The sequence below is a fragment of the Natrinema gelatinilyticum genome (assembly GCF_024266705.1).
Lineage (GTDB): Archaea > Halobacteriota > Halobacteria > Halobacteriales > Natrialbaceae > Natrinema > Natrinema gelatinilyticum.
Genome location: NZ_CP100757.1, coordinates 700,898 through 721,682 on the forward strand (window position 1 = coordinate 700,898; position 20,785 = coordinate 721,682).

19 protein-coding genes and 1 pseudogene are annotated in these 20,785 nt (G+C 59.0%); 11 read left to right on the top strand and 9 right to left on the bottom strand.

The genetic code is table 11. The annotated features are described in order from the left end of the window. Positions 1-468 precede the first annotated feature (468 nt). The 4 genes from NJU76_RS21355 to rdfA all read right to left on the bottom strand — a co-directional run bounded on the left by NJU76_RS21355 (position 469) and on the right by rdfA (position 5,869). Positions 469-1,686, bottom strand: a complete 1,218-nt coding sequence (locus NJU76_RS21355; protein WP_254533815.1) for an RNA-guided endonuclease InsQ/TnpB family protein — start codon at positions 1,684-1,686, stop codon at positions 469-471. Between the two features lie 245 nt (positions 1,687-1,931). Next, positions 1,932-2,699, bottom strand: coding sequence for an SDR family NAD(P)-dependent oxidoreductase (locus NJU76_RS21360; protein WP_254533816.1), 768 nt, complete (start codon positions 2,697-2,699; stop codon positions 1,932-1,934). 288 nt (positions 2,700-2,987) lie between these two features. After that, entirely contained in the window at positions 2,988-4,928 is a 1,941-nt protein-coding gene (locus NJU76_RS21365) for an archaea-specific SMC-related protein (protein WP_254533817.1), read from the bottom strand. 278 nt (positions 4,929-5,206) lie between these two features. After that, positions 5,207-5,869: a rod-determining factor RdfA gene (rdfA, locus tag NJU76_RS21370; protein ID WP_254533818.1), complete on the bottom strand. Its 663-nt coding sequence runs from the start codon at positions 5,867-5,869 to the stop codon at positions 5,207-5,209. An 873-nt stretch (positions 5,870-6,742) separates the two neighbouring features. On the opposite strand from rdfA, the gene NJU76_RS21375 reads away from it, so the two are divergent. Then, positions 6,743-8,356, top strand: a complete 1,614-nt coding sequence (locus tag NJU76_RS21375) for an MFS transporter (protein ID WP_254533819.1) — start codon at positions 6,743-6,745, stop codon at positions 8,354-8,356. 438 nt (positions 8,357-8,794) lie between these two features. Here NJU76_RS21375 and NJU76_RS21380 read toward each other — a convergent pair whose 3' ends face one another. Next, positions 8,795-9,937 (bottom strand): acyl-CoA dehydrogenase family protein, encoded by a 1,143-nt coding sequence (locus NJU76_RS21380; RefSeq protein ID WP_254533820.1) that lies wholly within the window; start codon positions 9,935-9,937, stop codon positions 8,795-8,797. 297 nt (positions 9,938-10,234) lie between these two features. On the opposite strand from NJU76_RS21380, the gene NJU76_RS21385 reads away from it, so the two are divergent. From NJU76_RS21385 to NJU76_RS21395, 3 genes are all read left to right on the top strand, one after another. Continuing rightward, the gene (locus NJU76_RS21385) at positions 10,235-11,083 is read left to right on the top strand and encodes a DUF7260 family protein (protein ID WP_254533821.1); all 849 of its coding nucleotides are present in this window, start codon (positions 10,235-10,237) and stop codon (positions 11,081-11,083) included. Between the two features lie 128 nt (positions 11,084-11,211). Next, a complete protein-coding gene (locus NJU76_RS21390) occupies positions 11,212-11,631 on the top strand; it encodes a universal stress protein (protein ID WP_254533822.1) in 420 nt (139 codons plus the stop codon). Between the two features lie 166 nt (positions 11,632-11,797). Beyond that, the gene (locus tag NJU76_RS21395) at positions 11,798-13,033 is read left to right on the top strand and encodes an MFS transporter (RefSeq protein ID WP_254533823.1); all 1,236 of its coding nucleotides are present in this window, start codon (positions 11,798-11,800) and stop codon (positions 13,031-13,033) included. A gap of 95 nt (positions 13,034-13,128) precedes the next feature. On the opposite strand, the gene NJU76_RS21400 is transcribed toward NJU76_RS21395, so the two are convergent. Then, on the bottom strand, positions 13,129-13,686 hold the full coding sequence (locus tag NJU76_RS21400) for a carboxymuconolactone decarboxylase family protein (protein ID WP_254533824.1): 558 nt from the start codon (positions 13,684-13,686) through the stop codon (positions 13,129-13,131). 94 nt (positions 13,687-13,780) lie between these two features. Between NJU76_RS21400 and NJU76_RS26635 the strand changes: the two genes are divergently transcribed. Further along, a complete protein-coding gene (locus tag NJU76_RS26635; protein WP_256567060.1) occupies positions 13,781-13,912 on the top strand; it encodes a hypothetical protein in 132 nt (43 codons plus the stop codon). Between the two features lie 220 nt (positions 13,913-14,132). On the opposite strand, the gene NJU76_RS21405 is transcribed toward NJU76_RS26635, so the two are convergent. Both NJU76_RS21405 and NJU76_RS21410 read right to left on the bottom strand, forming a co-directional pair. Continuing rightward, positions 14,133-14,489 (bottom strand): GNAT family N-acetyltransferase, encoded by a 357-nt coding sequence (locus tag NJU76_RS21405; RefSeq protein WP_254533825.1) that lies wholly within the window; start codon positions 14,487-14,489, stop codon positions 14,133-14,135. 204 nt (positions 14,490-14,693) lie between these two features. After that, complete coding sequence (locus NJU76_RS21410; RefSeq protein ID WP_254533826.1) at positions 14,694-15,155, bottom strand: VOC family protein; 462 nt, start codon at positions 15,153-15,155, stop codon at positions 14,694-14,696. 207 nt (positions 15,156-15,362) lie between these two features. On the opposite strand from NJU76_RS21410, the gene NJU76_RS21415 reads away from it, so the two are divergent. From NJU76_RS21415 to NJU76_RS26770, 4 genes are all read left to right on the top strand, one after another. After that, entirely contained in the window at positions 15,363-16,523 is a 1,161-nt protein-coding gene (locus tag NJU76_RS21415) for an acyl-CoA dehydrogenase family protein (RefSeq protein WP_254533827.1), read from the top strand. 109 nt (positions 16,524-16,632) lie between these two features. Further along, on the top strand, positions 16,633-17,805 hold the full coding sequence (locus tag NJU76_RS21420) for an MFS transporter (protein WP_254533828.1): 1,173 nt from the start codon (positions 16,633-16,635) through the stop codon (positions 17,803-17,805). Between the two features lie 139 nt (positions 17,806-17,944). Then, positions 17,945-18,436, top strand: coding sequence for an SDR family oxidoreductase (locus NJU76_RS21425; protein ID WP_340681264.1), 492 nt, complete (start codon positions 17,945-17,947; stop codon positions 18,434-18,436). Positions 18,437-18,502: 66 nt separating this feature from the next. After that, the gene (locus NJU76_RS26770) at positions 18,503-18,700 is read left to right on the top strand and encodes a hypothetical protein (RefSeq protein ID WP_340681265.1); all 198 of its coding nucleotides are present in this window, start codon (positions 18,503-18,505) and stop codon (positions 18,698-18,700) included. Positions 18,701-18,788: 88 nt separating this feature from the next. Here the strand turns inward: NJU76_RS26770 and NJU76_RS21430 are convergent, their stop codons facing one another. Beyond that, entirely contained in the window at positions 18,789-19,556 is a 768-nt protein-coding gene (locus NJU76_RS21430) for an IclR family transcriptional regulator (protein ID WP_254533829.1), read from the bottom strand. 299 nt (positions 19,557-19,855) lie between these two features. Between NJU76_RS21430 and NJU76_RS21435 the strand changes: the two genes are divergently transcribed. After that, positions 19,856-20,473, top strand: coding sequence for an SDR family NAD(P)-dependent oxidoreductase (locus NJU76_RS21435; RefSeq protein WP_254533830.1), 618 nt, complete (start codon positions 19,856-19,858; stop codon positions 20,471-20,473). Further along, a pseudogene (locus NJU76_RS21440) lies at positions 20,434-20,784 on the top strand (dehydrogenase); the annotation flags it as partial. The gene NJU76_RS21435 and the pseudogene NJU76_RS21440, both read left to right, overlap by 40 nt. Position 20,785: the final 1 nt, after the last annotated feature.

Genomic DNA, 20,785 nt, shown 5'->3' on the forward strand with positions numbered 1-20,785 from the left:
CACACTGCTATCGAAGTGAACGTCACCTCGACATCTTCTATTTCCGCCCAGCTCGAGACGAGCGACGGCCCGACTGAAACAGTTCGATCAGCTTCCCGACCGCCGATTCGATGGCCCCATCCGTGTGGTTAATCAATTATTTCGTCTTTTCTCAGACATCGAATCACCATCACATATCTCCATCGAACCCCGTATCACACACCTCTATCGATGTGTATTTAGTGCGGATAGCCGACGGTAATTTGACTTTGCTACTGACCGCCGTATGGGCTTTCTCTCCGTTATCTCGAGCACAAGTCAATTCGAATACCCTCCTCTATCGATGTGTTTTTTCAAATATTGAGAACAATGACACCCCTCTATCGAAGTGTATCTACTTCTCAATCTCGACTCTTGGCGTTGCCTCCAGTGTCAACTGCCTCGGGGTCAAGCCCCGAGGCTTGTCAGTGAACTCCCGCTCTGCCGCACTTAGGCGGAGGCGTTGAAATCGCCGTTCGCGTTCACCGTTCCTGACTTCAGGGCCAGTTGACTGGTGGCCCGTCCAGAACCAGACTTGAGCCAGTTCTGGACAAGACGCCACGCCACATTCCGCGCAGCGTTGTAATCCGCGTGCAACTCCTTCCCGCACTTCAAACACTCGAACTCGTCACTATCACGGTTGTCCTCGTGAGTGAACCCACACTCGCCGTGACTGCACCGCTGGGACGTGTACTGGGGAGCGACGGTTTCGACTTCGATACCGTGTTCTTCGGCCTTGTACTCGACTTGGCGCTGAACCTCACGGAATGCCCACTGCTGGAATTTCGAGGCGTTCGAGATGCGCGTCCAAATCCACGTCAACCGCTCGAACGCGATGTGCGTACAGTCGTTCTCAACGGCCTCTCGAACGATACCGTTAGACACGTCGTGTAGGCGGTGGCGACTCCACTCGGCGAGCTTGTCACCGATTGACTGGATGGTGAGGTGAGCCGAGCGAGTGCCCGTCTGTTCCAGGTTTCCACGGCGACGTTCGTACTCGTCGCGCTTGTGGTTCAATTCGTCCGCGTTTCCAAGGTACACTCCAGTGCTGGTGACGGCAACGTATCCATCCACGTTGAGGTCAACGCCGAGAACCACTCCGTTCTCGGTCTGCTCATCAGTAACAGGCTCAACTTCTTTCTCAATGGCAACGTGGAGGTAGTATTCACCATCACGCTTGTGGAGCGTAGCCTCTTTCTTCTCCCAGTCATCCTCGTTCCAGTACTCCTCAAACGGTGTATCCTCGTCGTCGTGTGGCAGGACGTACTCGGCTGTCACGCGGTCGCCAGTGGTGGCGAGTGTTACGTGGTCGTCGTTGTACGTGATGGTACGTCCGTTGTACACGATGACGGTGCCTCGGAACTCTGGTTTGCTTGTGTTCTTGTCGTCTTCGAGCAAGTCCTTGCAGTTCGACAAGGCGTCGGCGGCGAGGTTTCTCGCGGATTGAACGAGGCTGGCTTGGAGATTGGTTTTCTCGCGGACTTCGGTGTACGTGGCTTTGTGAAGTTTGTTTTTGGCTTTGATGAGGTGGTCTGGGTCGTCGCTCCAGCCGTAGTCTGCGACGTGTTGGGCGGCTTGGCGGAACTCCTCGAATGTTTGGTCAACATCCGAGTGTCGTGACTCGGGGACGTTGAGTTTGACTTGGATGTTCCTGACCACCTCTGCCATACTTCATTAGATGGTGTGATATTATTTAGTGGTTGATGTTTGGTAGCGTGGAGGAGTTGGCCGTGCTGTAAGGCGTGGTTTGTTTCCCAAGTGTCGCCTTCCTCCCCGAGGTCAAGCCTCGGGGTATCCGCCTCGACCTCTGATGAAAGGAGAGAAAATCCAACCTCGACGATCCTTCTTCACACCTGTTTGTGATCCTCGGATTGTTCAGTCCCTGGGTCCGACGTTAGCGATGCGGCGTGACGCTACTGGGCGGCGATCCCCCCGTCAGCGACGTGGACCTCTCCCGTAACGTACCCGGCCGCATCGCTCGCGAGGTAGACCGCACTCGCAGCGATCTCGTCCGGATCGGCGAACCGGTTCTGCGGGATCGTCTCGAGGATGTCGTCGCGGATATCCTCGTTTTCGCGAACGCCCTTGGTAAACTCCGTTTTCACGTAGCCAGGCGCCAGGGCGTTCACGCGGATCTGTGGCGTCCACTCGACCGCGAGAGATTTCGTCATCCCGACCATCGCGTGTTTCGATGCGGTATACGGCGTCTGATAGGGGAGTGCCACGACGCCGCCGACACTGGCTACGTTTACGATGGACCCGGTCCCATCGCGTTCGTCGACCCGTCGGCCGAACTCACGCGCACAGTGGAACGCTCCGGTGACGTTCACGTCCATAATCTTCTTCCACGTCTCGAGGTCTAGATTTCGCGCGTTTCCGAAGAACGGATTGACCCCAGCGTTATTAACGAGCACGTCGACGTCTCCGAGCGTCGCCTCGACGTCGTCGAACATCGCCTCGACGGCTGCCACGTCGGTCACGTCAAGCGGGCGCGGGTGGGCGGTCCCGCCCGCCTCCTCGATACGGTCCCCCGTCTCCTCGAGAGCGTCTTCCGACCGTGCGACTGGTGCGACGTCCGCACCGGCCTCGGCCATCGCCACCGCGATTTCTTCGCCGATACCACGACTTCCGCCCGTCACTACTGCGACACGGCCTTTCAGAGAGAATGCGTCGAGTCCCATGGTATCCCCTTTCCAAATCTCGGATAAGAACATTTCGCTACACCCTGGACCGTCGTCAGCGTTTGAAAGAAGTCCATCGGCAGTGTATCGATACCGGGCGCTGAAATCCTCTGGCACGTTGTTGTTGAGAGCAGTCAAATCGTAGCGGTGCGGTATCCAGACGAAACGTTGTTTGATCGCCATATTATCGTCTATTCTATCCGCGCAGACCTTCTATCCTGTACTTTCGTCGGTTGAGAACCGTTCCTCTATTTTACTCCCCCGAGTTTACCATCGATAGCGACTTCGTCAATTCAGTTCGTCAGCTGTTATCCTCGTATAGCGCTCTGTAATGCCGGAGGCGTCTTCAGGGAGCAGCGCGACGATGAGGTATGGCGAGTACTCGGAAAAGTAATCGACGAGATCCGCGATGCGCTCGGAGTCGATCGCTTCCAACGAATCGAGTAGCATGAACGGTACTTCCCGATATACCTCGTGAACGAGAAAGCCGGCCAGCGCGACTATCAGGCCGATCACTTCGCGCTCGCTTTCGCTGAGATTCTCCACCGTATCTTCGTATACCGATCCCGTTCCGGATTCTCGGACGAGGTGAAGGTCGAACGTCGTGTTCTCGTGCCCGCTCGTCTCGGCCCCTTTTCTCTCTATCCAGATGCGTGATATGTTCCGGTAACTGAGTATGTCGAGCACTTCGTCCATATGCTCGTTGAATTTCGAGACGGATTCCGATTCGAGTTCTGCCACTCGCCCGCGCTCGCGATTGAGCTCCCGGCGAACTTCGTCGAGTTGGTTCTGCAGGTCCGACTTGTCCGGTAGTAACTCGATCTCCTCGATTTCGTCTTCGATGGACGCTAACTCCTGTTGCTTCTGGCCTTGCTCGTACTGTAATTCGCTGATTCGCTCGTAGGTCTCCATCAGGTCGCTGTCGCGCAGCTCCTCGGTTTCTGCGACATCCGTTTCGAGTTCGCTGATGGCTTCTCGCACGTCGGACGCTTTCGCTTCGAGGGACGCCTTGCGTTCCTTCTTCGATTCGAGTTTACGTTCGACGTCGTTGATCTCGGCTTCGAGCCGTTCCCGCTCGTCGATCGCCTCTCGAATCTCGTCTTGTTCGTCCTCCAGTTCGGTGATCCGTGACTCGAGATCGGACGATTCGTTTCTCTTTTCTGTCACGACCGACCGCAGTTTCTCCAGTCGATCGGCTATCGCTCCACGTTCAGCTCGATTGCCACAGGTCCAGCAGGTGACCTCCTGATCCGATTCGGGGGCGAGTTCCGTCACCGGATCGTTGCTGGTGGTTTCTTCGGGTAAATTCGAAATACTGTCCGAGAGGATGTCCTCGTTGAACTCGACGATCGCAGAGAGGTCAGATGCCGTATTCTCGAGTTCCCGCTTCCGGTTCCGGACGGATCGGAGTTTCTCCTGGACAGATTCCAGATCCGCCTCCGTATACTCCGACAGGGTGTCGCGCTCGGCGCGTAGTTCCGCCGGCTGTTCTTCGAGTGCGTCTATTTCAGCCGAGACCAGATCGATCTGATCTTCGATCTCGCTTCGCTCCTTTCGCCGCTCGTCGAGCGTATCGACGAGTTCTTCGGCCTCTTCGGCCATTTCGGCGTCGGCCTCGTATTTCGTGACTTCCGCATGGAGCGTTTCGATCTCCGATTCGAGCGATTCGAGTTCCGCTGAAAGCGTCTGTCGCTGTTCCTCGAGTTTCGGGAGTCGTTTCGACTGCCGTTCGATGCGATCTAACTCCGCGCTGATCTCGTCGCGTTCGTCTTGCAACCGGTTGATACGTCGTTCGATTTCGGTCGTGTCCACCGGCCGCATGATGAGTTCCCGGAGTTCGTCTCCGCGCTCAACTGCCAGTCGGGCCGGGTTGTTCTCGAGAAGTGAGATAAAGAGATCGATAAGTTCGCTGTTCTCCTCGTACGGCTCCCCCGTCACCTGGACGCCGGTCGGTGTCCGTTTGTACTGGCGCGAGTACTCTCTGTCGCCGACGGTGAGCGTGACGTGACCTTCGTCAGCGTCGCTTTTGAGCGTCGCATCCGTCCCTCCGAGAATGCCGCTGACCGCTCGGAGAAGGCTCGTTCTGTTGGTCGCGTTTCTCCCGGTGAGCAAATTGACCCCTCTCTGGAATTCGACGGAACATGCGTCGATACCGCCTATGTTTTCAACGTCTAATTCGACCCTCTCCTCGACGGTCGGTTTCTGAAGGCTCCCATCGGAATGTGACATTATTTCTATCATCGTCCCCCTTCCATTTATATTCTCCGACCGAGCTTTGTTTACAAAAGCATAAGTGAGAATAGAACTAATTCCTTTCGAGAGAGAGTTCTGGTACGAGATGGAATATGGCCTCTCGTTTCAGAACGGTGTCCGAATTCGGCGAATACGTTCGGTGTCATCGTTCACATGTATCGGCCGAATGAGGATTGTGAGAACGTGGTCGTAAACGAGAGCGGGGAACCGAGACGTGCGACACGTGAGACAGCGGGGTCGATTCGGTTGGCTCGTCAGTGGGTAGTCGATTCGGTCGACTCGTCAGCGTAACACTTGCAGGAACCGTCCTCGAGTAACTCCCCAAATCGGTACGTAGTGCCACACTCGGAACACGTAATCTGAATCAGGACGGACACCTCGACGTCGCGAATTGCCACGATTTCTGCGCTTACGAGTCGAGATATCGTCTGCTCGACGACCCGCCCACACCGGGTTCGGGCCCACTCGATCGTATTTCGGGCTGTTTCGCCCGTAATTCGGGTCTGACGGGTCGTATCGATGTGTAAGCAGTCGTTGAGATGGGACCGAACGGTCGGGTGTGTAACCCAGTCCGACTCGATGCGTTCGAGATCGATGCCGTGTTGCTCAAAGCGTTTACGGACGCGCGCTTCCCGGTCGGGCGGCGTTTCGTCGCTCGTAAGGGTTTCGTACACTGCCGATAGTGCATCGTCGGTGCTCACTGCTCCGTACGCGACATTCGTGAGGTCGGTCTCGGCGTCGGCGAGCGCCGCTTCGAGGACTCGCGTGTTGATATAATCGGCAAGGGCTCGAAGGCTCTCGTTCTTTGCGTCACGGCGATGTCGAAGCTCCTCGTTCAGTCCGGCGAGATCGTACCGATCGATATTGCGGCCGATTTTGCACGAGCAATGCGTCTCGCTCTCCATCGGCTCACTCATCTGGGCACTCCCTCCAGACGATCTGTCCGTGACCGCACCATCTCCGAGTCGACATGTTCACCTTCCCCGAGGTGTGTCACGGATAAAACAGTGTCCCTTCCGACGACTCACTCCAGATCCCCCTCGTCTGCTTTCCAACCAGCCTGTTGGAAAATACATCTGCACCCTCCTCATTGCCACGAAAGGTCGTTCCGCGATTCGAAACAAAGGAGATTCGTCTCTGCTCTGGCTCGATTGGTGGGCGGCCGTTCGCATCGAGTCCGATCCGTTCGTGCGAAATCAGTGACCCCGACGGGTGTGCCGACCCCCCGACGCAGCGTTCGGTGATGGTTGCGAAACCCCGGTTGGGGAGAGTGGGTCCGTTGCTGGCGGCCCCGAACGCGTGACTGGTCTAGGTTCCTCCCGAAGTAGTATTCGGGACTACTCCGATCGCTGTGTTCGATAACATCGAACATGCAACTGTTTGTCAGTGGGAATGTGTTCCCCGGGAGTCGCAACCTGATCGTTCCTTTCGATTCATTTTGTCGTATTCGAATTGATTTCCGGGATGAAATTCGAAAGCGGCTCAATTCAGGCCATCAGAAGCGCGTGTTCCTGTTTCCGGAAAGGCTGACTTGCCATCTCTCGGCAGCCACAACTGCGACTCATCGGTTCCTGGATGGCGAACGGACCGCCATCCTCGATGCAACCGGTCGTCTGATCAAGCACGGAACGTCTTTTCGATGCGAGCAAATGGACTCCTGACCGCACTCGAACGATGCGATACAGTGACTCGTCGACATGGCGTCGAACGCGGCCCGTTGTCCGAACGAACTGCGGGTGCTGGCCACCGCTCGAAACGCGCCTCAACACACCGATGACCGCCACCCATTGATGGCCGAACACACAGATGACGAACACACCCTCGCGGGCCACAAGGAAGCTACTAACTTGCCCTTCAATGTCGAGGAGTACACCGATATGCTCGCTGGGTTAGAATCAGACCTCGGTCGAACGAATCGACGACCGAATGATGTGTCGGTCGAGAGGTCTGCACTCCAGCGTCGGATCGGCCTCGAGCCGACACGTTTCGATTGCAACGCCAGTCTAACGAAGATATCTCCGATCGAAGCGGCTGACAGACACCGCTATCGAAGTGAACAACTGTCGGCGACCTGGAGAACAGCCGGTCGGGAGGATACCTTTTTGAACGTCGCCGCGAAATCCGACGACGAATCGATGATACAGTCGCTCTTCGGTGAGAAGGCGCTGGTCTTGCGCGATACGAATTTCCAGTTGCTGTTACTGGCGAATCTCGTCGCGCCGCTCGGAGCGGCGCTCATCTCACCGCTCCTGGACTCCCTGCAGCAACCCTATGGCGCGTCTGACGCGACTATCGGGCTGATCATGACTGTGTTCACTGCGCCGGGTATTCTGATGATTCCGGCGGTCGGCGTTCTGGCCGACCGCTACGGGCGGAAGCCATTTCTCGTCGGCGGATTGTTCGTCTTTTCGGTTGCCGGAACTGCGCTGGCGGCGACGACGGACTTTCGACTCGTGCTGTTCCTCCGATTTTGTCAGGGTGTCAGTTTCGCCGCGGTGACGCCCGTTATTATCACGAGCATCGGCGACCTCTATACCGGCCAGGCCGAAGCGATGGGGCAGGGATTTCGGTTTTCGGTCTCTGGCCTAACCCAGGGGGTTTTCCCCCTCGTCGGCGGCGTCCTGGTCGCCACTGCGTGGCAGTATCCGCTGTTGCTGTACGCAATCGGCATTCCGATCTCGATCGTCCTCGCGCTCGCGTTTTCCGAGCCGACAGACGTCTCACGTGAGCGTTCCACCAACCCGACCTCCACCGATCGTGGGACGTACGTTCGAGAGCTGCTGGCACTTCTGCGTCGGCCGCGCGTCGCTTCGGTCCTCGTGTTTCGAATGACACCGATCCTCCTGTACATCACGTTCATGACGTACGTTTCGCTACTGGTCGTACGATCGATGGGTGGCACGCCGGGCCAGGCTGGTATGCTGGTGGCCTTGACCAGTCTGACGTACGCGATTTCGGCGACACAAGCCGGCCGCTTCGGTTCGTCGTTCGCCGGACGGATCGCCCCCCTCGCGGCCTCACAGTTGCTCATGGCTATCGGCCTCGTGGTCGTCGCGTTCGTTCCGACGGTCACCCTGGCAGCGCCCGGTGCCGTGGCCCTCGGGATCGGATTCGGGCTCTCGCTCTCGCTCTTACGGAGCGTCGTCACTGGTTTTGCACCAACGCAACTCAGAGGCGGGCTCGTGAGTATTTTCGAGTCGTCGGGGCGGCTCTCAGCTACCGTCGCACCGATCGCGGTCGGAGTCGGCATCGAACTCCTCGACGGCGCCGTTACTCAGACTGAATCGCTGCAGTTGATGGTCGGCGGCATGGGAATCTTCGGCGGTGTCGTCGGCGTCAGCTCTCTCCTCATCGCCCGAACCGCATCGGCCCTCCCCCAATTCGAGGCCACGGGCTCCGATTGAACCTCGAGACGGTCGTCCGCTCCAAACCCAATCATCCTCTTCTCGAGCGCCCCGTCTCGGTTTATCCACTGGAACGCCGCACGCGGCGATCGACGGGATGCAGAGAAACGTTCCCTCCGATATCGTCGTATAGATCACGTGGTCCCTTCTTTACGACTGCCGTCTCGCCCGCTGGGCTCGCCGCGGCTCGAGTGCGCTCCGAATAGGGCCCACTCCGCGTCGTCGAGACAATCCAAACCTCTGTTGAATCCTCCCGCGACTTCAATCGAACCACTCGAGACTGCTTCCGTAATTACACGTGTTCAGGGCGACCGGTCGAAAACGACGGTCAAAATTCGTCGAATGCGAAACGAGTCGACCCCCTCTCGACGATCAGCGACGACCGCGCTGCTGCCCTCGGCCAGGGTAGTTCGTCTCTCGATCGTCGACCGGTCCGAGTTACGAGAGCGAGGGAAGGCCGTTGCGCTTGAGTGCCGCCGCGATCTGGTTCTTCTGGATTTCGTCGGTCCCCGCCGCGAGACGGCGGCCCCGCGCCAGCCTGTAGAGGTACTCCAGCGCGTGGCCCTGCTGGTAACCGTTCGCACCGTGGATTTGCAGCGATTCGCTGACCACGTTCTCGACCATTTCACCGGAGTACAGCTTCGCAAGCGAGGCGTCCATGCGATCCGGAATCCGACCCTGCTCTTCCGCGTTGAGTGCCGCGCGGTACGTCAGCGAGCGCGACGCCTCGAGTTCCTTCGCCATATCGGCGAGTTTCCACTCGATGCCCTGGAAATCCGCGATCGGCTGGTCGAACTGCTCGCGCTGTTGGCCGTACTCGAGGGCCTTCTCGAGGGCACAGCGGGCGATGGCGTTCGAGAGCGTCGCGCTGCCGAGGCGTTCCCAGTTCAACGCCTGTAGCTGCTGTTTGAAGCCGTTTTTCCCGCGTGTCAGGACGTTCGTTTCGGGGACGACGACGTCGTGCATGCGGAACTGCGTCTGGGTGTGGTCCGCCATGTTCGTGTAGTGTTGCTCGATCTCGATGCTATCGTCGTTGTCCTCGAGGTCGATCACGACGGAGCCGAGACCGTCTGCGAATTTCACCCACACGACGACGGCCGTCGCGTGGGGGATGTTGCTCACCCAGATTTTTTCACCGTTCAGGATCAGTTCGCCGTCCTGCTCTTCGACGGTCGTGTTCATCGCACCGACGTCCGACCCCGCCTCGGGTTCGGAAATAGCGATCGCGATGACTTCTTCGCCAGCGGTGGCCCCTGGGAGGTATCGCTCTTTGGCCTCGTCACTACCGAACATCTCGATAGCGCGGGCTGCGACCATCTGCTGGTTGTAGAGGTATTCTGCCGTGTCGGGGCAGACCTGGCCGACAGCTTCGATGCTGAGCATGGCTTCGAATTCGCCCATGCCGCCGCCGCCGTACTCTTCGGCGATGTTCAACCCTAGATATCCCCGATCAGCGAGCAATTCGATGTTCTCCATCGGAAGCTTTCCCTCCCACGAGAACGCAGCGTCCGAAAATTCCTTCTGGGCGAGTTCCTCCAGCGACGAGACGACCATCTCCTGTTCCGCTGATAGCGATAGCATTACCCCGAATATCACAGCTTTCCCAGTAAAGTCTTCTGCTTAGACGGATTCGAGATTGCGCCTCGTCGGTCGCCTCTCCCACCGCCGGATCCGTCGACGTGGACCACGGTTGTTGGGCGTTTGTATCATGTGTGATTGTGATAGAACGTTTATTAGAAAGTATGATAGATAATGACTGCCAATAACTGGCTGTGAATGAGTTATACAGGATCACCCAACAGGTTTACAGGAAGGATACTAGGGGCGCACGTACCGATCCAGGACAGCGCGAACCGTCTCCTTGGACTTTCGCTGCTCGTGTTCGTCGTCGGAATCGGTGACACGTCGGTCTGGGACCCGTTTCCGGTGACGCAGGGGTTGCCGGAACTTGCTACGGCGACGTTCACCGCCAGTGGCTATCTCGCCGATGCGAAGTCGGCCACCGAAACCGAGCGAAAACAGGTCGTGATCGAACGTGACGCGTTTCATCGATTCGTTCGTCTGGTCGAATCGATCTCCGTTTCGGAGGACAGGCAAACCGGGCCACTGGTGTTTGCCGGGGGAGCGGACTCGAGTACGGAACGCCTGTGCAGCGTTCGAAACGCGTATCGAGAGACCGTGATGAACGTCTCGCATTTCGAGGACGAGTACGACGAAAATATTCGCGAGAGCCTTACCCTCGAGTTCGACGACCATCTCGCAACGGTGCTCCTCGATGGCCAGCAATTTTCCCCGCTCCTCAAAAACACGGTGATTCTTCAGACGACTGCGGCGAAAGAGACGCGGGAACAACTCCTCGATGGAATCGACGACGAATTGACGTCGCTCCAGAACGCGCAGACGCGACTCCGCGAACACGAACACGCAGTCGAGCGGGCGATGAAACCGAGACGGCAACTCCGGACTCGGTCGGTGCCGACGCTGCGGGAATACGACGCGATGCTCCGCGAGGAGGAGGACCGCTGCGAACAGTTACTCGCCGATCGACAGCACGAGATACACCGTGAGAATAGATCCTACTCTCGCTCGTCGAAACCGGCACTTCAACAGTACCTGTACGACGCTCTCGACGTTACGTACCCGGTCCTGGCGACGGTGACCGAACGGATCCAGGATGTCCGTGCCCAGCGCAGGGTGATCCGCGAAACGATAGCGAATAGGCGCTGAGATCCGCTCGCGTCCGGCATTCGATCGCTCCTTGACGAGCATTCGTTGGACGTGTCAGAAGACGTGAAACAACAATCGGAGCTGGGAACTGCCACGAACGATAAAAGGAGTGACGTGCTACGGCACGTATGTACAAGGTCCTACTGTCGATCGATGCGGACGAAGACCGTGCAATACTGGCGGCCGAAGCCGTCGCGGCTCTTCCGGGCAACGTCGACGTCGTCATTCTGAACGTGTTCGAGAAGTTCACCGTGAGCGATGGTGAGGCCCGGATCGATTCGTCCGAACTATACGACGAAGATGCCTACCCAGACAGCGTGACGACGGCGGCCCAGATCCTCGAGTCGGCTGGCATCGAACCGGAGATACGCCACGAACACGGCGAACCCACCGAAACGATCCTCGAGGTTGCAGCGGAAATCGACGCGGATACGATCGCTGTCAGCGGGCGCAAGCGAACTCCCACCGGAAAGGCAATCTTCGGAAGCGTCACGCAGTCGTTGCTCCTCTCGGCCGATCGCCCCGTGACCGTCGTCATGGGCGACTGAGAATCCGCCATCTCCACGGTCACCGCGATGGGTCTGATAGTTCGGTGATCGTCGTTCGCTGGCCCTCGATGAAGCTGGACACAGGAACGGGACGCATGGTTACGACGTCGCTATCGCGGACCGTGATCAACGGAGTATTTAGTGTCGTGCTCGTGAGACTCTCACGATGGAGAAAAACGATTCGTCGATCGCGGTTTTTACCGGACTCGGTCACGGTGTCTTTCACGGGTTCGAGCTGTCGATTCCGCTGTTCGTGCCGATCTGGCTCTCGACGTTCGACGTGTCGCCGACGACGCTGGGAATCGTCGTGGGTGCAGGATACGCTCTCATCGGCCTCTTTGCACCCATCGCGGGCGTGTTAGCGGACGTATACGGTTCGAAACGGCTCGTGTTACTCTCGACCGGCGGGATGGGCCTCGCGTTCGCCACGCTGAGTGTACTCCAGTCCGTCGTGACCCTCACCGTGACGTTGATGATCTGGGGTGCGATGGCGAGTCTCTATCATCCGTCAGGACTGTCGCTCATCAGTCGTGGCGCGGAGAAACGAGGAACCGTACTCGCGTATCACGGTGCTGGCGGGAACGTCGGCATGGTCGTCGTTCCGCTCGCCGCAATCGTACTGCTCGCGTTTTATGGGTGGCGGACGGTGACGTTGCTTCTCACTGTTCCGGCAGCGATCTGCGTTCTCGTCGGACTCAGCGTGTCGTTCGAGGAAACCGTCTTCGAGTCGGCTTCACGGCGAGACGACTCCGATCAGAGCACATCTCGGTCGATTTCGGACTCCCTCCGAGATGTCGTGGGGAACACGCGCACGCTTCTGATCGGCGGATTCGTTCTCTTGTTCGCGATACAGATCCTCTATGGCGTCTACTACCGAGGCATCTTCACGTTCCTACCCGACGTCCTCACTAACTTACCGATCTTCGAGACCGTCGCCATCGGGGATCGAACGATAGAAGCCGGTCAGTTCGCGTACTCGGGACTTCTGCTGGTCGGCATTTTCGGACAGTACACTGGTGGAAAGGTTAGCGACAGGGGGAGTTCCGAACGAGCCCTTCTCGGAACGTTTATCGCACTGATCATCGCATCCGCGCTGTTCGTTCCCGCCTCCACCATGGGCGTCGGTCCATTGGTGCTCGTCTGCGTTGCGCTCGGGTTCTTCATCTACTCGTTCGCACCGATTGCACAAAGCCTGGTTGCGGAATACGTCGCCGCGGAGAGCCACGGCCTTTCGTTCGGGTACATTTACCTGGGGATGTTCGGCGTCGGCGCAGCCGGTGCAGCTCTCGCCGGGGCGACGCTTGAGTACGGCGGCGTCACGGCATTGTTCGGAGTCCTCACTGCCGTGATGGCACTCTGTGCTGCACTCGCCGGGGTGCTAGTTTTGCGGTCGACGTTCTAACGTCGTGGATTGCCCCGTCGGGGGTCAGGCGGGTTCGTCGCTGACCGTCCACCGTCCCGACGCATCGACGGTACCCCCAGCCGCCCGAATCGGGTTCACCATCCCCCGAGGTCCTCACCTGGGACGACCTCGAACGCGTTCAAGACGCAGGCAAGCATGTTGTAGTAGCCGAACGTGGCCGTCAGTTCAGTGATCCCCTCGACGCCGAACCGGGCTTTCGTCGAACGGAAGAGTGACTCCGGAACCTCGTTTTTGCGGAACAACGCACGCCCATAGCGGACGACGAGCGCTTCGGCGCCCGGGAGGGGATCGGTCGGCGCACGATCGGCGACAATATCGATCGTCTCCTCGCTGACACCCCCGTCTCTGGCTAGCGGTTCGTGTATCGCCCACTCGTAGGCGCACTCGAGTTCCCGCGCCGTCGTGATGATCGCGAGCTCTCGTATCGGCCCCGGAAGCGTCCCCTCGAAGCGAACGTACGTTCCGACGTCTGCAATTCTGGTCGCGACTTCGGGGCTATTCATGAGGACGCCGAAGGGACCGCTGACGTGGCCTCGACTGTCTGCGATCCGGTCGTAGTGGTCGTGCCACTTGTCCGAAAGCTGCCCTTTCGACGTGATGTACGGCATCCTGGACGTTCCGTCGGTCGTCATGCTACCCGGTAAAGCGAGGGGAGGCCATATCAATGGTCCGGCGCTCTCGTCGCTCGGGCAACAGCTATTTGGCAATCTTTTCGTCTGTCCCAGCATGGTCTCGTACGATCTGACACTGCCGTTGTCCGCCACCGGCCACGTCACCGCGACGGAACAGACCGATCTCGCAATCGCAGCGGAGACTGCCGGGTACGATCTCGTGTTGGTCCCTGAAACGTGGGGTTGAGAAGCCTTTATGCGCCTCGGGTATCTCGCCGCTCGGACGGACACGATACGGCTCGGGACAGGAATCGTCCCACGGTCCCCTTATCCAATCCGACACCTCGTATCGGCCCGGCGTCGCCCTCCGAGGATGCTACCGATCCGAACCGGACCCGGTGAGTTTCCGTTCGAGATCCCGTTTGATCGACGACCATTCGTCGTTAGTAATGCTGAAACAGACCGTATCACGCGGTCCCTGATTCGTCTGTAAGCGCTTCCGGAGTGTTCCCTCTTCCTGTCGTCCGTCGAATGGCCTCTCTCGAGCACCGGTTGCGCGAGTCCGTTTTCAACTCGACGCGGACGCAGTCCCACTCCTCGAAAGCGTGGATGAGCATGAGATACTTCGCTTCGGTATTTGCCGGCATCCGCTGATGACTTGGTGTGGTCCACGTCCACCTAATTTCGACACGTCGGTGTTCGGGGACGATATTCTCGAATCGCGTTGATCCGATCACTGCCCCCGTCTCCACCAGGATAATCGCGAACAGAAGCGCGGTCCCCACTCGCTGTGCAGCGAGCGCTTCGTCGACGAATTTGCGCATCGCTTCCGGGGTCGGTCGATCCGTGGGAAACCACCGAAAAATCTCCGGCTGCCTGGAGGCCGTCGAGGTTGGCAGCGATAGATAACGGCTCTAGCCGAACGTGCCCACCCTCTAACGAGATTGTCTCGACGTTCACCATTACGATCGAGGTCCCTTCGCGGTCGTATCACTTCTGTCAGTCGGCCTGTGGGCGTGAGATCAGACTCAGACACGATTATCCGTCGCAGCATCGCGCATCGCCTCGATGTGATCGAGTGCTGTCGGACCCACGTCGTCATGCCATTCGATGAGCTGTAGCTGGAGGCCGAACAGCGTTTTCGGGTGAAGTGTCGCCTCGGTTCGGACGCCGGGGACAGTATCTTCCATGATTACCTCGCCGCCGGCCCCGGTCAACTGTTCGACGGCTGCGTCGAGGTCGGACACGTTGACGCCGATGTGGTGCAGTCCCTCGCCGTTCTGCTCGAGGTAGTCGGCGATGAAGCTCTCGTCGCTCGTCGGCGCGATCAGGGTGAACATGGTGCTGCCCATCAGGTTGTACGCCGTTTCGTACTGCCACTTGTCGCTTTCGAGCGTCCAGACGTTCTCGAACCCGTCTGCAGCGTCTATTTTGTCCAACGCGTCTGAGACGTCCCACACCGCGTGAGCGACGTGGTCGATTTCTTCCATCACAGCGTGTCGATGCGAACCACACATATATGTATCTACCCGTAACTGACACCGAATCGATGGTTGACCGTCGTATGTTCTCGAACGGATACGGTCTTGACCGCCGAGGATGACCGATCGGGACGTCGCCGGTCGAACTCTCCGAGTTTCAGTCCGTCCAGGAAGATAGTGGAAGATTTAATAAACGATGCGAGACGTGGAACCTGTATGAACAACATTTCGGACACTATCCTGTCGGATGAACATCGGATGCTGCGCGACGAAACGAAGCGCTTCGTCGAGAACGAGGTTCTCCCCGAGGCGAGCGAACGCGACCCGAACAAAGAGGAGATGTCGGACGAACTCGTCGACCAGCTCGCAGAGATGGGCTTTTTCGGGGTTCTCATCGACGAGGAGTACGGCGGCCTTGGGATGGATCTGAAATCGTATGCCGTGATCGCCGAAGAACTCTCTCGCGGGTGGCTCAGCGTTGGCAGTATTATCGCGCGCGGGCAAAGTCTCGCCGGCGCGACGGAGGAGCAACAGCAGGAATACTTGCCGAAGATGGCGCGTGGTGAAATGCTCAAGAGCATCGCGATCAGTGAACCCGACGCCGGGAGCGACGTCTCGAACATGCGCCTGCGGGCCGAGCGAGACGGCGACGAGTACGTACTCAACGGCCAGAAAATGTGGTGTACGTTCGCGAAGGGATCCGATTTCATCCTCACGTATGCGGTGACCGATCCGGACGCGGAACCGGCTCACCGCGGTATCTCGGGATTTATCGTCGAGAAGCCCGCCGGGACGTTCGACCGTGAAGGGCTCAGCGGCCAATCGATCGACAAAATCGGCTACCACGGCTGGAAGACCTGGGAAGTGAACTTCGACGACGTGCGCGTCAGCGCCGACAAACTCGTTGGCGGCGAGGAGGGGAACGGGTTCTATCAGATCATGGATTTCTTCGAGGAAGGCCGCGTCCACACGGCTTCTCGGTCAGTGGGACTGGCGCGAGGCGCAATCGAGGACTCGATCCAGTACGCGAAAGAGCGCGTGCAGTTCGACGAACCGATCTCCGAGTTCCAGGCGATCCGATTCAAGCTGGCGGAGATGGCGACGCAGGTCGAGGCTGCGCGAGCGTTGATGTTGCTCGTCGCCGATACAGTCGACTCCGGTGAGCGGGCCGACGCCGAAGCCGCCATGGCGAAACTCTTCGCGAGCGATATCGCCGAGGAAGTCACCAGCGAGGGAATTCAGATTCACGGCGGATACGGCTACACCACTGAATTCGACGTCGAGCGATACTGGCGGGACGCTCGACTGACCCGTATCTTCGAGGGGACCAACGAAATCCAGAAGCGAATCATCGCCGATTCCCTGCTTTCGTCGTGACAGCCGCCATCGTATCCCGATAATCTCGTCCCATCAGGACGGTACGTCCCGGTTCGGCCGGACAGTCCGAAACCACAAACTGTTTTTCAGGGGTCTCTATATAGTGGCTGTGAACTGGCGATATCGACATACGGCATTGCTTCTCTGTACGTTTGCGTTCATGGCGACGATGGTCGCGCGGCTCGTTATCAGCCCGCTCGTGCCCGCTATTACCGACGATTTTGTGGTTTCCAACGCGGCCCTCGGGACTGCGCTCTCGTTGATGTGGGGAACCTACGCACTGACGCAGTTCCCGAGCGGTATTCTGGGCGACCGATTCGGAGAACGGCGAGTCGTTCTCGTCTCGCTCGGGTTGACCGCGGTTTCGAGTGTGCTGCTCGCCGTCTCTCCCTCCTACGAGTTCTTCGTCCTCTCGACTGTCGTCCTCGGCCTCGGCGCGGGCCTCCATTATACGGTCGCCACGACGTACCTCACGAAGCAATTTGCTGACACTGGACGTGCGATCGGCGTGCATATCGCAGGCGGTCCGATCGCGGGACTTTTCGCGCCCGTCGCCGCGACGATGGTCGCCGTTCGGTACGATTGGCGTGTGGCCATGCTTCTCGGGTTCTTCACCGCGGCGCCGCTTTTCGCCCTGTTCGCGTGGCGAATTCGTCCGACGAAGCCGGACCGACCCGAGCAGCCGATGCGCGAGCGCGTCGAACTCGGTGCGATGTTCGAACTGCTCTCGCGGCCGGCGATCACGTACACGATGCTACTTTCATTTCTCTGTGCGTTCACCTGGCAAGCGACTGCGTCGTTCTTGCCGGCCTTTCTCGCCGAAGGGAAGGCGCTTTCGCCGGCGATAGCTAGCGGGCTCTTTTCAGCCTACTTCGTAATCCACGGCCTCACGCAACCGCTGATGGGCGGCCTTTCCGATCGGATCGGGCGCGACAGGGCTGCCATCGTGACCATGTGTGCCGGCATCGTCGGATACGGGTTGCTCGTCGCTGGCGGGAGTCTCCTCGAGTTCGGCGTTGGTGTGGTATTCGTCGGTCTCGCGATGAGCTGGGGGGCGCCAATCCAGTCGCGATTCATGGATCTCCTTTCGCCGACCGAACGAGGTACCGGATTCGGCCTCGTCAGAACGATGTACATGACGACCGGCGCGTCGGGAAGCGTCGTGATCGGTGCGCTCGCCGACTTGTACGGCTGGGAAGCCTCGTTTACGCTACTCGTTGGTATCATGACGGCTGCACTCGCCGCGCTCGCGGTGAATCGTTTCTTCCGCCTCGGATTTTGACCGCTCTCGGAACAGATCGATAGCGGGGTGTCCCTGGTGACTGCCGTGGGTCGGCGGACCGGTCGATTCGAGTCGGTACCTCACTGCGTGTGCTGCGGTAATACGCTTTGTTTCGATTCACCGTAATACCCTTCTGACGATGGGTGCCGAAGCACTGGCCGGTACCGCAGTGATCGTCACGGGAGCGAGCGCGGGAATCGGAAGAGAAACGGCGCGCGTTCTCACCGCCGACGGTGCGAATGGTACGCTGGTCGCCCATCGGGGAGAGTGCTTGCGGGAACTGGCGGACGAAATCGAGTCCGAGACGGATGCGACGGCACTCGTCTGTCCGGCTGACGTGAGCGACGAGGAGACGTGGAGGCTGCGCGTCGAGAAAACGGTCTCGACCTTCGGAAAGCTGGACGGCCTGGTGAACAACGTGGGAATCGCGACCACCTCCGAGACGACCGTCGAAGAGTGTCCGATCGAGTGGTATCGAACCGTCATGGGAGTGAACGTCGACGGCATGTTCTACGCCGCGCGTACGGCGATACCGCACCTGCGCGAAATAAACGGAACGCTCCTTTTCGTCGCGCGTGCGGCGGGCAAGAACCCCTGCTCGAAATCGCCAATGTACGCCGCGACGGAGTGATGGACCGGCGGATTTGCGAAGAGCCTCGCGGGACAGGCCGGCACCGACGATATCGCCGTCAGTGTCGTGGATCCATCGGAAGTCAGACCGGAGTTCGGCCAGAAGTACCGCGAGAAAACGTCGGAGAAACGCTTGGAACCGGGTGAAGTCACCGGACCTCGAGCCATCGCCGAGGCCATCGACTTCGCCGCACGCCAAGAGACGCCGAGTCGAGGAGAGAACAGCTGGGAATCGATGGCAGAATTAGTTCGGGAACGGGAGTAGAGCGGGTGTGGGACGGGCCTGTCCGTCGAGTACGCGGAACACTCTCGAGACGGTGACGATGACTCAGGAGTAAGACGGTGGCGGTGATTCAAGAGTATTTCATGTCCAGTTCGAGTTCGTTCGCTGTTCCGAGGAGGATGTTCGGGATCGATTCCTCGAGGCGGTTGCCTTGCACCCGATGTGTGGGGCCGGACACGCTGAACGCGCCGAAGACGTCACCGTCCGGGCGTTCGATCGGCACGCCGATCGCTCGAAGACCGAGTAGCGTCTCCTGATCGCTGATGCTGTATCCTCGCTCTCGGATCACACCGAGTTCCGCGTAGAGTTCGTCCCTGTCCGTGATCGTGTTCTCGGTCATCGATGGCAGTCCATGCTGACGAATAATCTCCTCGACGCGCTCGTCGGGGAGCGCTGCGAGAATCGCTTTCCCGGCGGCCATCGATTGGAGCGGTCGATATTTGCCGATTTCCGAGTTCGTTTTGACGGCGTGTTCACCGGTCGCTCCGAACACGTAGACGGCCTTTCCGTGTTCCTCGACGACGAACTGCGCTCGTTCTGCGGTTTGCTCGGCGACCTTTTGGACTTTATTTCTCGCCATCTGGTACGCATCGCTGCGTTTTCTCGTTTGTTCGCCCAGTTTCAGAAACCGGAAGCCAATTCGATACTCGTTCCCGTCTTTGACGACGTATTCGAGGTCCTCGAGCGTGGCCAAGTGTCGGTGAACGGTGCTCTTTGCGAGCCCAAGTTCGTCGGCGACCTCGGTGACTCGACCGCCGTCCTCTCGAGCGATCGTTTCGATAATCTCGAACGCCGTCCGCGATGCCTTCACCGTCCCGGGGTCGGTGTATGCTGCCATGGGAGTCACTCTCCCATCGGTCCCGATAAAGATTCCGTATCCTCGAACGGCGAGTCGGTTCGCTCGCCGCTCAGTTTCCTCGCGAGAAGTCCATTCTGTCGGCCAATTTTCGGAAAGTAAGCGTCTCACCTCGATGGCTTGCCCATCTGGTGTGGATGGCGAATCGTAAGCGAAAGTGGATATATACCGGCGCTGCTGGCCCGGATTCTCCACGATCCGACAGGTACCGAATGACGGAACGGTCGGGTCTGAGCGCGAATCTAGGGGGTTTATTGGGTGCTGCCAGCATTGTGATACTGATGTTGTCTGACAAGGTGATTATCGTGGCCGGTGGCGGTCACGGTCTCGGAGAGTGTGCTGCAGTCGAACTCGGTGAAGCCGGTGCGACGGTCGTCGTCAACGATCTCGGATCCGACGTTCACGGTGACGGCGAAAGCACGGAGCCGGCAGTAGAAACCGTCGAAGCCGTCGAAGAGGCCGGCGGTGACGGGATGGCTCACTTCGGCGATATCAGTTCGACGGACTACACCGACGAACTGGTCGCCGACACCGTCGACGAATACGGTCGGGTCGACGGCGCCGTCAACTTTGCTGGGATCCTGAACGACTCGATACTCTACCGGATGACCGACGAGGAGTGGGACAGCGTGATCAACGTCCATCTTCGCGGTCACTTCGCACTACTTCGAAACCTTGCGGCGCACTGGCGTGAGGTCGCGCGGGACACCGACGACTATCTCGAGGACGGCCGGTCGTTCCTCTCTGTCTCGAGTCGCTCGGCGCTCGGAAACGTCGGTCAGTCGAATTACTCGGCTGCGGAAACGTCGGTCAGTCGAATTACTCGGCTGCGAAGGCAGGGGTACTCGGCCTCACGAGGGCCGCTGCGAAAGAACTCGGCAGGTACAACGTTCGGGTAAACGCCCTCGTCCCGACTGCCTACACGCGAATGATCGAGGATATTCCGGACGACAAGCAGCTGTTTACCGAGGAGGAACTCCCACCGGGAAAAGTCGCCCCGCTCGTCGCGTACATGCTCAGCGACGAGGCGTCGGAGATCAACGGCTGGTCCGTCCGGTCCGCCGGGGACGCGGTCGGCTTCGTTTCGGATCCGGAAATTTTCAGACTCGGCTATCAGAACGGCGGGTGGACACCCGAAGACATCGCCGAGCGGTTTACCGACGAGATTGGCCAGGGGCTCCCGCTCGACAAGTCGGGGGACGCGTTCTGAG

What these genes read in the sequence shown, in the direction of transcription:
- NJU76_RS21375 (WP_254533819.1), top strand. Translation starts at nt 6,743, where the DNA reads ATGGCCGAACACACAGATGACGAACACACCCTCGCGGGCCACAAGGAA.
- NJU76_RS21395 (WP_254533823.1), top strand. Translation starts at nt 11,798, where the DNA reads ATGGAGAAAAACGATTCGTCGATCGCGGTTTTTACCGGACTCGGTCAC.
- NJU76_RS21360 (WP_254533816.1), bottom strand. Translation starts at nt 2,699, where the DNA reads ATGGGACTCGACGCATTCTCTCTGAAAGGCCGTGTCGCAGTAGTGACG.
- NJU76_RS21435 (WP_254533830.1), top strand. Translation starts at nt 19,856, where the DNA reads ATGTTGTCTGACAAGGTGATTATCGTGGCCGGTGGCGGTCACGGTCTC.
- rdfA (WP_254533818.1), bottom strand. Translation starts at nt 5,869, where the DNA reads ATGAGTGAGCCGATGGAGAGCGAGACGCATTGCTCGTGCAAAATCGGC.
- NJU76_RS21430 (WP_254533829.1), bottom strand. Translation starts at nt 19,556, where the DNA reads ATGGCAGCATACACCGACCCCGGGACGGTGAAGGCATCGCGGACGGCG.
- NJU76_RS21410 (WP_254533826.1), bottom strand. Translation starts at nt 15,155, where the DNA reads ATGGAAGAAATCGACCACGTCGCTCACGCGGTGTGGGACGTCTCAGAC.
- NJU76_RS21415 (WP_254533827.1), top strand. Translation starts at nt 15,363, where the DNA reads ATGAACAACATTTCGGACACTATCCTGTCGGATGAACATCGGATGCTG.
- NJU76_RS21380 (WP_254533820.1), bottom strand. Translation starts at nt 9,937, where the DNA reads ATGCTATCGCTATCAGCGGAACAGGAGATGGTCGTCTCGTCGCTGGAG.
- NJU76_RS21400 (WP_254533824.1), bottom strand. Translation starts at nt 13,686, where the DNA reads ATGACGACCGACGGAACGTCCAGGATGCCGTACATCACGTCGAAAGGG.
- NJU76_RS21425 (WP_340681264.1), top strand. Translation starts at nt 17,945, where the DNA reads ATGGGTGCCGAAGCACTGGCCGGTACCGCAGTGATCGTCACGGGAGCG.
- NJU76_RS21405 (WP_254533825.1), bottom strand. Translation starts at nt 14,489, where the DNA reads ATGCGCAAATTCGTCGACGAAGCGCTCGCTGCACAGCGAGTGGGGACC.
- NJU76_RS21355 (WP_254533815.1), bottom strand. Translation starts at nt 1,686, where the DNA reads ATGGCAGAGGTGGTCAGGAACATCCAAGTCAAACTCAACGTCCCCGAG.
- NJU76_RS21390 (WP_254533822.1), top strand. Translation starts at nt 11,212, where the DNA reads ATGTACAAGGTCCTACTGTCGATCGATGCGGACGAAGACCGTGCAATA.
- NJU76_RS26635 (WP_256567060.1), top strand. Translation starts at nt 13,781, where the DNA reads ATGGTCTCGTACGATCTGACACTGCCGTTGTCCGCCACCGGCCACGTC.
- NJU76_RS21365 (WP_254533817.1), bottom strand. Translation starts at nt 4,928, where the DNA reads ATGTCACATTCCGATGGGAGCCTTCAGAAACCGACCGTCGAGGAGAGG.